Here is a 10,900-nt window from a genome sequence, read left to right on the forward strand (position 1 = left end):
GCGCTGGCGGGCGCGGTGGGGGGCGGGGGCGGAGTCTCCTGCGCCGGCGGCTTGGGCTGCGGCGTGGTGGAGGGCTTGCTCTGCGTCTTGCTCCTGGACGACGACGAATCACTCACTTTGGGCGGCGAATAGGTGCGCGTGGCGGGCTTGTCCTGCGCCGGCGGTGTCGTGCTCCGGCCTTGTGCCGGCGGCTGAGGAGCGCGGGAGCCGGGCGGCAGTTGCTGTTGCGGTGGGTAGTTGTAGCGAGGCTGTGTCGCGCCCTGCTGCTGCGGATACTGGTATCCCGGCTGCTGGTAGTAGCCAGGAGGGGGCTGTTGTGGATGATTCGGTGCCTGATACGGCTGCTGGCGCGAGTCCAGGCTATATCCGCTGCCTGGCGGCGGGTAATCCCAGCCGGAACGGTCGTTGCTGTCTCCGTAGAACAGCTTGCGGAACATTTCGCCCATGCGCTTGCTGAACTTGGGAAAGAACTCGATCGGGTTCTCATACCGCGTCTGCGGCTGCTGCGGGTAGCCGTAGCCGGCTGGCGGCTGCTGATAGCTTGGCGCCGGTTGGTTGTACTGCGGCTGCTGCGGGTAACCACCCTGGGCTGGAGGGTAATAGCGCTGCGTTTGTGCAGAAACAGCCGAGGCAAAAGCGAAGACAGCGCACAGACTCAGCCAAGGGGCGGTGCAGAACCCCGTGCGAGTGGTTTGAGTGTTCATAGTGATTAATAGTTCTTAAATTTCTGGCTTCTTCAAGTCGCAATTTCCCAGCGCACTGGAGCTTCGCGAAGTGGAAGGAGCGCCAATAGACGAACGCGGCTGAAGTTTGTTCAGCCGCGTTCGCGTTGCGTCACAGAGACGCGTGATGAGTCGTTGGATGAGGCCTTACGAGGCCAGACGTGCGTCGATGTCCTTCTCCAGCCAGGTCCACATGCTGCCAAGGGCGCGAGTGACCTTGGCCTTGGCGGCTTCGAGCTCTTCAGCGCTGAGTTTCTGGCCTGCGGCGGGCACATTGCGGCCGAACATGTAGTATTTGATCTTCGGCTCCGTGCCGGAAGGACGCACAGCAAAGCTGCGACCGTCCGCGAGATCGACGAAGAGCATTTTTTCCTTCGAGACGATGTCGCCTTCCTCGTCCTTGATCTCGTCTTTGCGGAAGTCGCGGACGTTGACCACGGCGGAGCCATCCACCTCCTTCGGCGGATTCGAGCCGTAGCTGTCGGCCAGTTTGGCGATCTGCGCGGCACCGCTGGCGCCTTCGAAGACCTTGCTCTGGTTCACTTCGAGGAAGTAGCCGACATCGCAATACACCTCATCAAGCAAACCGGCCACGGTCAGGCCGCGGCTGGCGGCGTAGGCGGCCAGTTCGGCGAACATGATCACCGCGCCGTTGCCATCCTTGTCACGGCTGAAGTCGTCGCCCATGTAGCCGTAACTTTCCTCGCCACCGAAGACCAGGAAGCGGCTGTGCTGGAGGCGTGCGGCGCGGCTTTCGGCGGCGCTCAGGTCGCGATACTTCGCGCGGATCTCCTCCGGCAGGGCAGACTCATACTTGTTGAGCTTGGCGCTGATCCATTTGAAACCGGTCAGCGTGTTCACGCAGCGGATGCCAAATTTCGCCGCGATGGCGTCCTGCAGCGGGCTGGTGACATAGGTCTTGAGGAAGACCGCGTTATCCTTGTTCGACTCGTTCAGGATGCCGAGATCGAACATCGTCTTGATGCGATACCAGCCCATCAGCGAGCCGGTCTGGTTGCCGGTGAGCAAAACCATCTCGCCCTTCGCATTGCGCACGCCCACGCCCATGCGGTCGCAGTCTGGGTCCGTGCCGATCACGATGTCCGCGCCTTCTTTGTTCGCGAGATCGACTGCCATCTTCAAGGCAGGCGCGTTTTCCGGGTTTGGAGACTTCACGGTGGGGAAACGGCCATCGCGCACATCCTGCTCCGGCACGGTGAGGAAGTTGAAGCCCAGCTTCTTCAGAATCACCGGCACCAGCACACCGCCGGTGCCATGCAGCGCGGTGTAAACGATCATGAGCTTCTTCGCTGCCTCGTTCTTCAGCAGTTCGGGCTGCAGCATCATCGTCTCGACACGCTCGAGATACTGCTGATCCATGTCATCTCCCAGCGTCGTCAGCTTGCCGCGCTGATCCTCCGGCAGGGCCGTGTAGGATTCGCCTTTGATCGCGTTGACCTCCTTGATGATGCCCGTCGCGTGCGGTTCCACGATGCCGGCACCGTCGTTGAAGTTCACCTTGTAGCCGTTGTCATGCGGCGGGTTGTGGCTGGCCGTCAGCATCACACCGGCATCAGCCCGGAGCTGGCGCACGGCAAAGGACATCTCAGGCGTGGCCCGGCAGCCATCGAAGAGGTAAACATCCGCGCCGTGATCCATCGCGATCTGCGCGCAGAACTTCGCGAACTCGGACGAGAAGTGCCGCGTGTCGTGGGCGAAGACGATGCTCGGCTTGCCGCCCAGGCCGGCGTTCGCCCGGTAATTCTGGATGTAGGTCACCAGACCGCGGGTGGCGCGGCTCACGTTGTAGAAGTTCATCGCGTTCGTGCCGACGCAGGGATGATCCGGGCGATGGTCGGCCGGAGCGTTGCCACGTTCCGCCTTCGTCACGTTGCGGCCGATTGTGCGGCCACGCAGGCCGCCGGTGCCAAACTTCAGCGCCTGGAAGAAGCGGTCGTTCAGCTCCTCCCAAAGGTCTGCATTCGCGAGTTCCTCAATGCTCGCGCGATAGAGCGGGTTGTCACTGGCCGCGAGAAGCGCACGAATGTTGTCGAGACTGGCGGAGAGGAGTTTTCCTGAGGCGGTGGCGGCTTGAAGTTGAGCGTCGAGAGACATGGTGCCGGAAAGCTAGCCATCACCGATGAAGGAATCAAACACCAAAGCTCGCACCAGGTGTGAAGGAAGCCTTACGGATTGCGCTTTCAGTGATTCCAGCAGGGAATCCGCCTCCAAACACAGCCAGAACCTCCCATTGGCGCTCACAGACACCGCTTTTTCTTCCGCCTGCCTCGCATCACAGCGAACCCGAACCTCAGATCCATCATGAAACTCACCGATCTCATCTTCACTGGCTTCAACAAACGCGTCGCCGCCCTCCACCGCCTCACCGGCGAGATTGTGTGGCAGTGGACGGCTCCCTCCGGCTCCAGCTACACCAGCCTCCTGCTCGATGGCGACCGCCTCATCGTCAGCGTGGACGGGTATATGTATGCGCTCGACACGCTCAGCGGCACCCAGCTTTGGATGAATGAGATGGCCGGTTTCGGCTACGGCGTCGCCAGCCTCGCCTCCGTGCATGGCAGTTCCAGCGCCCACCTCATCACCGCAGCTGCGGCGGCCGCCTCTCAAACCGCCGCCACGAGCGGCGCCTCCCCCGTGGTCATCACCTGAGCCGCCGACCAACTGCGAACTGCGGACTCCGCACAGCAAAAGATCATTCTGGCCTTTTCCCGGCGTATTGGGCACACTCCACCCATGAATTCGCTCCTTTCCTCCGCTGGTCATCGCAACGTCGGTCGTCGCGAAATCCTCCGTGCGCTCGGCTCCAGCGCCGCCTTCGCCGCCTTCCCGTTCTTGCAGGCCGCTCCCGCCGCAGCGGGGAAAGACTCGCTCGCCATGCAGTTCTACAAGAGCCTCACCGAGGAGCAGCGGGCAAAGGTCGTCCTCCCGCGCGACCACGCCAAACGCGGCTACGTCAGCAACTGGTGGTACATCTGCCCGGAGCAGCGCCTGCACACCTTCTACACCAAGGATCAGCAGGACCTCGTGAAGCAGATCTTCGAGTCCCTCCACCATCCCGAGCATCGTGAGAAGATGAACTGGCAGGTGCAGAAGGACCTCATGGGCCAGATCAAGAACACGCCCTCCGTCGGTTTCTTCGGCACGCCGCAGGACGAGGATTTCGAGTTCATCTACACCGGCCACCACGTCACCCGCCGCACCTTCGTGCATCCCGATCACGCCCCGGGCTTCGGCGGCCGCCCCATCTTCTACGGGAACTTCGCCAAGGCCTTCCGCGAGGAGAAGGACCACGCTGGCAATCCCTTCTGGTATCAGGGCCTGCGCTTCAACGAATTCGTCAGCGCCCTCGATGGCAAACAGCGCGAGAAAATCCTCGTCGCCCGCGAACCTCGCTCCGAAAAGCCCGCCGAAGTCATCGCCCGCCGGGCGAACGACCTCCCCGGCCTCGCCGGTGCCGACCTCACGAAAGACCAGCAGGCAAAGCTGCTCGAAACCATGCGCCGCATGCTCGTCTGCTTCCGTCCGGCCGATGTCGAGGCCACGATGAAGACCCTCGAGTCGCAAAAGATCGTCGAGCGCCTCTTCATCTCCTGCTACGGCGGCGAATACGACATCGGCGGCGACCAGGTGTGGGACACCTGGCAGATCGAAGGCCCCGACCTCGTCTGGTACTTCCGCGGCTTCCCGCACATCCACGGGTATTTCCATCTCGCCGCAGCGTGAGAGGTGAGGGATGAATCGTCCTCGTTCTCCTACTCGAACTCGTCCTCGATGGGTTGGCCTACGGAACACGCGGAAAGTGCGGAATGACAGAGGTCGGAAGTGAGGCTGGCACAGCTGCCGGGGTTCGTCCTCGATCTGGGCGCTTGCAAAGGATCGACGTTGCTCGCGTCCGCATCAGGAGCGGCGACGACTCGTCGCCATTCCTGCACGTGTTCCATTCTTCGTCGGGCAACCCTCTTCCGGCCAATTCAACCCGCATGCGTCGTTCACGCCAGCCAATCCTCGACCGCAAGCCCTGGTACACGGGAAAACTCACTCACGTTGTTCGTCACCATCCGCAACTGTCGTGAAATCGCATGGCCTGCCAGCAGCATGTCATAGGGGCCGCATACCTTGCCGATGCTTTCCAGATGTGCCCGGATCTCGGCGGCTTTTTCGGCCGCGGCTTCATCAAACACCAGCACTCGAATCATGCCGAGCAGGCGAGTCACTTTCTGCCGCTCCCGCGCCGGGTTCTGGCACTTATGCACGCCGGTGAACAGTTCATAACAGGTCAGCGTGGACACCGCGCAGTCAGAGGGACGCAGGCCCGTCAGCCGCCGCATCGCCTTCTCGTGTCCCTTCATCAGGGCGATGCAGGTGTTCGTGTCGAGCAGGATTTTCATGCGTCAAACGCGGCGATGAACGGGACCGAGCCTTGGGCGGGCCGCTCAAACGCGGCATCGTCGATGCGAATGTCCTCATCAAAGCCCTGCGGCCACGACTCAGGCGGGTTCTCCACGTCAAACATGACGATCACACGGCAGTCGCGGGACAATCCATTTGGCACCGGACTGCCCAGAGTCAGGTGCCGGGGGTCCTCCAACACGGCTGTGGATTCGAAGACGCTCATGGGCCGAGTGTAGCGCCGCTTCATTCCTGCTTCAACCTCGTCCTCGATCTGGCCGCTTGGAGTGTTGGAAAGGAGCGCGGACGCTCACGTCCGCATCAGGAGTGGCGACGATTCGTCGCCATGCCCTGGCGCTCTCAATTCGGGGGATAAGCTTCAGACGACAGTGACAACATCTGGCTCGTGCTTCTCCAGGTTTTTGTCATCACATTTGAAGTGATAAGTGACCACGCCTTTCTCCCCGAACGACAAGTGCCTGTCCTTCTCCAGTTGCTGGATGATGGATTCGATCTTTGACGGCTCACTGGACGTCCCGAGATGGCTTTTGACATAGTTTGAGAGCCGCGTCCTGTTCTTGGGCCGGTTCTTCTCCTGCTGCCGCAGGCCTTCCAGCACCTTGGCCGTCAGGTCTTCAGGCACGGAATTTGCCGGGGCGGGCTTCTCGGAGGCGGCAAACGTCAACGTGCTGCCGTCGTCGTGGCGCTTCACGCTGATGTGCCGGGCTTTGAGGTGCTCGATCAGCGGACGGAAGCCCGTGTCCTTGGAAATGATGTGAAAGTGGGCGGTCGGGTCTGACTGGACAGCCCGTCCCAGATAGTAAGCCAGGCTGAAGTCGAGCGAGTTCTTGCCGGATGACTCCAGACGCACCAGCACCGTGGTGGCCGCATGTTTCATCAAGTGCTCCACCTGGTCCAGCGACGTCTTCGTTTGCCGGGATCCGATGAGCAGGGTCAGATGAACGGTCTTGTCTCCAACAAACGAAAGATCCACGTCCGGGACATTCTCATAGTCCACAAAGACGTAGTTGATGGGCTGGCGCGTGTTGAGGGTGGTGGAGGGTGACATGACGGCGCGGGCGGTTCCTCTCACACGGGCATCTCCTCATACGACACCGTCTCGCACAGGCTGCGCAGATGACGGCGCACGAGATCCTCCTGATCTCTCTTGAGGCTGCCTTGAAAGCGCTCGCGGATGAAGTGCGGCAGGCGTTTCGGGTTCTCCACCAGCACAGGAGCCTGTGGCGGACCACCTTTGACATACCATCCCGGCATCGTCAGCGCGGCACGCACTGGCACCTCCAGATTCAGATGCTTCTTCAAATCGTTGCGAAGCCATTCTGCAGCCCGCATCACTTGTTCCAGTTCATCGGTGCTTGTTCCGTCCGGCCAGACCAATTTCTGACCGTCGTAACTCACCTTGTGGGCCTCTCCGTTCACCCCCGCGCGTTTGCGATACGTTTTCGTCTCCACCACGCAGACGGCACCGTTGCCTACGACCACATGATCCAGGTTGAAACGCCCGCCACCGCCGAGGCAGGGAACGTCATGAAACACGGCGTAGCCATGATCCGTGAGGCTCATCAATTGATCCCCCACCAACCGCTCGCCGTAGAGGGCCAGGCGGCTGTCACGGATCCGTTCCGTCGTCTTCAGGAGCTTCTTCACGCCGAAAATCACCGCCGCCAATGGCAGCGCGGCGGCGGCCACCAGCACGCCTGCAGGGTTCGCGGCTTTCCAGGAGGTGGCCAGCAAAAGCGGTGCCGCCAGTCCGAGCACAGGCAGCACCAACAGCATCAGGAAATGGCATTCAAACTTCTCATCCAGCCGTGCCAGGTCCGCGCTCAGTTGTTCTCCGGCGCGGCGCATTGCCAGTGTGTCCTCTGGCACGGGAAACCGGCCCTCCCGCCGCTTCTTCCGTTGGAGAAAAGCAAGCCAGAACAGGCCGGCCATGAAGGCCGCATAAACAAGGAAGCCGAAGACGGTGGATAGGGGAGACATCCAGAAATCTCCGCATCGCTTTTTCAGTCGTCACGAGTTTTCCCTTCCATTGTTTGCGACGCGGTTTTTAGAAATGGGGGCCTCTGCGGAAGGAGGCACCGCTTGGAGGCTCGGCGTTGAATGTCACTCATCGTCCGTGGCAGGATCGTCTGCGTCTCGGCATTCTCATTAGATGCCCAAGCGCGATCCCCTCCTCGTCAAACTCGGCCAAAGCCTCAAGCGGCATCGGGAGGCCGCCGGGCACTCCCAGGAGTACCTCGCGGAGCTGGCGGACATCGACCGGACCTATGTCAGCGACATCGAGCGTGGGAACCGCAATCCAGGCATCAAGAACATCGCCCGCCTTGCAAAGGCGCTCGACATCACCACGGCTGAGCTTTGCGAGGGGGTGGACCTGTGAAGCCTGCGCCCAAGCCCACTTTCATCGACCTCTTCTGTGGTTGCGGGGGCTTCAGTCTCGGCATGGAGAATGCAGAGTTTCAGTGCCTTGCCGCCATCGACTTCAATCCCGAAGCCGTGAAAGTCTTCCGGGCGAATTTCCCGCATGTCCCCCATGCTTTGGAGAAAGACCTCACGCAGTTCACTCCTCAGGATTTGGAGACACTCATCGGCACCCGAAGCGTCGATGTGATCGTCGGTGGCCCGCCCTGCCAGGGCTTCTCCCAGGCACGACAGGTGGACGGGGCGAATCATGGGCCGCGCACCGTCGATGATCCACGCAGACATTTGTATCGCGAGTTCCTCAAGTTCGTCGCTCACTTCAAGCCAAGAGCCTTTGTCATCGAGAACGTCCTCGGCATCCGCAGTGCGGGCAATGGAGACTACTTCACCCGCGTGCAATCGGAGGCGCGGGCGCTCGGCTACCGCGTGGTCCCGCGTATCGAGGATGCCAGCAAGCTGGGAGTGCCCCAGATGCGCCGCCGCCAGCTCTTCTTTGGCATTCGTGAAGATGTGCCCGGCTACCTGCCACCCGAAATTGAAAAGGCCCCGCGCGCCATCCTCGGTGCCACGCTCGGCGATGCCATCATGGATCTGCCTGCCATCGCTGCGAATTCTGGCGCGCAGGAGATGGACTACGATCTCGAACGGCGAGCCCGGCATGTGCAGGGAAACAATCATCACTTCATCCATCGCGTGCTCCAGGTCTGCCGCGCGGCGAAGCTCACCGCCCACGAATCCCGTCCTCACAGTGAGCGGGATCTGCGCGACTTCGCCCTGCTGAAAGAGGGAGACAACAGCCGTGAGGCCATGCGTCGCGGCGTTCAGTTCGAGTTCCCATACGACAAGACCACGTTCAAGGACCGTTACACCCGCCAGCATCGTGATCGCCCGTGCAGCACCATCGTCGCTCACCTGAGCAAGGACGGCCTCATGTTCATCCACCCCACGCAGGCCCGCTCGCTCACCCCGCGTGAGGCCGCTCGTGTGCAGACCTTTCCGGACTGGTTCCAGTTCCCCGTCACCCGGACGCACCAGTTCCGCGTCATTGGCAACGCCGTCCCGCCGCTGGTTGGCGAGGCTGTCGGTCATGCGGTTGCCAATCTGCTGCACAGTGCCGCATCTGTCATTGAAGGCAGTTGCGCAAACATCGTCACTTTCACCACGGCCAGCACCGTTCCGAGTTCGCAGGCCGAGGCTTTCGAAAACCTTGCCGTCATCGCGGCCATGACTGCCACGCAGCTGCGGAAGACGGACAAAGGCACCTTCCTTCGTGGCTGGCACGCATTGCTCTATCTCTTCCCCGGCCTGCATCCTGACAATGCCTTCGATCATGGCGATGATGAAGAGACCGTGGAATCCGCGCCTGCTGCGGCGATTGACCTCTCACGCCGGTATCGGCGCACAGGCTGGCCGGTGAGCCTTGAGCCCCTCGGACGCGAGGCTTGGCGACGATTTGAGGCCAGGAGCATTGATGAAGGCCAGCTCTATTGCTCAGAGGCCCAGCGCGCAGGCATGGTGGCGGCGGAAGGCGGTCAGCCTACCAAAACCATGGCGTGATGGCTCCTGGTCTGAGCCGGGCCTCGCCCTGGGGCTTCAATGGCTCAAGGCTCGAACGGATTGATCACTTCCATCAACGGGAAGTCGGCCGCGTTGCGGGTGATAATCTTCAAACCCCATGCACGTGCGCTCGCGGCCAGCAGGCTGTCCAGGACCGGCGGCTCAAAACCAGCCTTGCGGGCTTCGTTGCAATACCTCGCCCATTCCCAGGCGCAGGACTCATCGAAGTCGAGCCTCTGCTCCATGAAATCCTCCCTCAGAAAGTCCAGTTTGCGGGCCAGTTCCGCTTTTCTTTTCCCTTCTGGCAGAGACTCGATGCCATCGGCCACTTCCGCGATCACCAGCACGCTCAATGCGCAATCATCCTCATGCTGGGCGAGCCAGCTCTCCACCCGTGGATCGGGGGCGGCCTTCATCATCTCGGAAAGCACGTTGGTGTCGGGCAGAAATCTCACAACACAACGGGCTTGGGAATGCGGTCACGACGATGTTGGATTTCCAGTCCTTGCATCCCGCGCAGATGCTCCAGCAGCGACTTCTGACGCTTTCGTTTCGGACGCAGCATGATGTCTCCCGTCGTGGAAACCAGCACATGATACTGCTGGCCGACGGGCAGCGGGGTCTTCTCCTCCACCTCTGGCGGCAGCACGATGTGACGTTGCTCGGCGAGTGTTGCGATCATGGGAGGATGGTAACGGGTTCGCCCGGGTTTCGCAATGCGCAGCTTCCTGGCAGTGACGGCGCGGATCGTGGACTCACACGGGTCTTGCCCGCCATACTTGCAATGTCACTCATCGTCCGTGGCCGCTTCCCGTCCGTCTCGGCATTCTGCCTAGAATGCCTCCTCCCGCCGAAGACATCCCACCCCGCGCCTCCGTGCTCGCGGAGTCTTTGCGGGCCTTCGGCTATGACCTCGGCACCGCCATCGCAGATCTCGTGGACAACAGCATCTCCGCAGGTGCCAAAAAGGTATGGGTGGACTTGGTTTGGGCGGGAAAGGACTCCTGCATCGCCATCACCGATGACGGTCGCGGCATGTCAGAGACTCGGCTGCGGGACGCCATGCGCCTTGGCAGTCAGCATCCGGGCGAAAAGCGAGCTGCGGACGATCTCGGCAGGTTCGGTCTCGGTTTTAAAACCGCCTCCTTCTCGCAGTGCCGTTGCGTCACTGTCTGCACGAAGGAAGCCGGGCAGAAGAGCGTGCTGCGCCGTTGGGATTTGGATCATCTGGCGAAGGTGGATCAATGGCAGGTGTTGTTGGAGGCTCGGCCCGGTGCCACGCCGCATTTTCAGCGGCTCAATGCCCTTACCAGCGGCACCTGCGTTCTCTGGCAGCAGATGGACCGCGTTCTGCGCGGTGTGGAGGAGAATCGGGATGCCTTCATCGCCCGATGTGAAGAGGTGGAGCGCCATCTCGCCCTCGTGTTCCATCGCCTGCTGGAGTCTCCAGCCCGGCTGCGGATCTTCATCAATGACCACGCCGTTCTCCCTTTTGATCCCTTCTTCATCAGCGCTGCCACTCAGGAGCTGCCGGTGAATCACCTTCCCAGCACGGGTGGAACCGTCATCGTGGAGCCCTTCGTCATGCCGCATGAGTCGAAGCTGCTGGATGAAGAGGAACGCCGCCTCGCCGGCGATCCTCGGGACTGGACCGCGCGCCAGGGCTTTTACATCTACCGCCAGGATCGCCTGCTCGTCCCCGGCTCCTGGCTGGGCTATCGAGACTGGCGGAAGGATGAACATCACAAGCTCGCCCGCATGGAGGAACG

The 10,900-nt window shown here is 61.5% G+C and carries 12 protein-coding genes and 1 pseudogene; 5 read left to right on the top strand and 8 right to left on the bottom strand.

Annotation, left to right across the window (positions count from 1 at the left end; translation table 11 throughout):
• Together IAE77_RS01480 and IAE77_RS01485 are read right to left on the bottom strand one after the other, a co-directional pair.
• Positions 1-704, bottom strand: a pseudogene (locus IAE77_RS01480) (hypothetical protein); the annotation flags it as partial.
• A 165-nt stretch (positions 705-869) separates the two neighbouring features.
• The gene (locus IAE77_RS01485; RefSeq protein WP_294220772.1) at positions 870-2,837 is read right to left on the bottom strand and encodes a phospho-sugar mutase; all 1,968 of its coding nucleotides are present in this window, start codon (positions 2,835-2,837) and stop codon (positions 870-872) included.
• A 207-nt stretch (positions 2,838-3,044) separates the two neighbouring features.
• Between IAE77_RS01485 and IAE77_RS01490 the strand changes: the two genes are divergently transcribed.
• Positions 3,045-3,392 (top strand): PQQ-binding-like beta-propeller repeat protein, encoded by a 348-nt coding sequence (locus tag IAE77_RS01490; RefSeq protein ID WP_294220775.1) that lies wholly within the window; start codon positions 3,045-3,047, stop codon positions 3,390-3,392.
• 84 nt (positions 3,393-3,476) lie between these two features.
• Positions 3,477-4,466, top strand: a complete 990-nt coding sequence (locus IAE77_RS01495) for a DUF3500 domain-containing protein (RefSeq protein ID WP_294220777.1) — start codon at positions 3,477-3,479, stop codon at positions 4,464-4,466.
• Positions 4,467-4,732: 266 nt separating this feature from the next.
• Here the strand turns inward: IAE77_RS01495 and IAE77_RS01500 are convergent, their stop codons facing one another.
• From IAE77_RS01500 to IAE77_RS01515, 4 genes are all read right to left on the bottom strand, one after another.
• Positions 4,733-5,131: a type II toxin-antitoxin system VapC family toxin gene (locus IAE77_RS01500; protein WP_294220780.1), complete on the bottom strand. Its 399-nt coding sequence runs from the start codon at positions 5,129-5,131 to the stop codon at positions 4,733-4,735.
• Positions 5,128-5,358, bottom strand: coding sequence for a hypothetical protein (locus tag IAE77_RS01505; RefSeq protein ID WP_294220783.1), 231 nt, complete (start codon positions 5,356-5,358; stop codon positions 5,128-5,130). Before IAE77_RS01505 ends, IAE77_RS01500 begins: the two co-directional genes overlap by 4 nt.
• Before the next feature lie 153 nt (positions 5,359-5,511).
• Positions 5,512-6,201 (bottom strand): PIN domain-containing protein, encoded by a 690-nt coding sequence (locus IAE77_RS01510; RefSeq protein ID WP_294220786.1) that lies wholly within the window; start codon positions 6,199-6,201, stop codon positions 5,512-5,514.
• A gap of 20 nt (positions 6,202-6,221) precedes the next feature.
• Positions 6,222-7,133: a nuclease-related domain-containing protein gene (locus tag IAE77_RS01515; RefSeq protein ID WP_294220789.1), complete on the bottom strand. Its 912-nt coding sequence runs from the start codon at positions 7,131-7,133 to the stop codon at positions 6,222-6,224.
• Positions 7,134-7,305: 172 nt separating this feature from the next.
• Here IAE77_RS01515 and IAE77_RS01520 point away from each other — a divergent pair, with 172 nt between their 5' ends.
• The gene (locus IAE77_RS01520) at positions 7,306-7,533 is read left to right on the top strand and encodes a helix-turn-helix transcriptional regulator (RefSeq protein WP_294220792.1); all 228 of its coding nucleotides are present in this window, start codon (positions 7,306-7,308) and stop codon (positions 7,531-7,533) included.
• Positions 7,530-9,131 (top strand): DNA cytosine methyltransferase, encoded by a 1,602-nt coding sequence (locus IAE77_RS01525; RefSeq protein WP_294220795.1) that lies wholly within the window; start codon positions 7,530-7,532, stop codon positions 9,129-9,131. Before IAE77_RS01520 ends, IAE77_RS01525 begins: the two co-directional genes overlap by 4 nt.
• A 44-nt stretch (positions 9,132-9,175) precedes the next feature.
• Here the strand turns inward: IAE77_RS01525 and IAE77_RS01530 are convergent, their stop codons facing one another.
• Both IAE77_RS01530 and IAE77_RS01535 read right to left on the bottom strand, forming a co-directional pair.
• Positions 9,176-9,586 (bottom strand): PIN domain-containing protein, encoded by a 411-nt coding sequence (locus IAE77_RS01530; RefSeq protein ID WP_345780947.1) that lies wholly within the window; start codon positions 9,584-9,586, stop codon positions 9,176-9,178.
• Positions 9,583-9,813, bottom strand: a complete 231-nt coding sequence (locus tag IAE77_RS01535; protein WP_294220798.1) for a hypothetical protein — start codon at positions 9,811-9,813, stop codon at positions 9,583-9,585. Before IAE77_RS01535 ends, IAE77_RS01530 begins: the two co-directional genes overlap by 4 nt.
• A gap of 155 nt (positions 9,814-9,968) precedes the next feature.
• Between IAE77_RS01535 and IAE77_RS01540 the strand changes: the two genes are divergently transcribed.
• Positions 9,969-10,900 (top strand): ATP-binding protein (locus IAE77_RS01540; RefSeq protein WP_294220801.1); only part of this gene is annotated, 932 nt, incomplete at its 3' end.

The organism is Prosthecobacter sp. (genome assembly GCF_014879935.1).
Classification (GTDB): domain Bacteria; phylum Verrucomicrobiota; class Verrucomicrobiia; order Verrucomicrobiales; family Verrucomicrobiaceae; genus Prosthecobacter.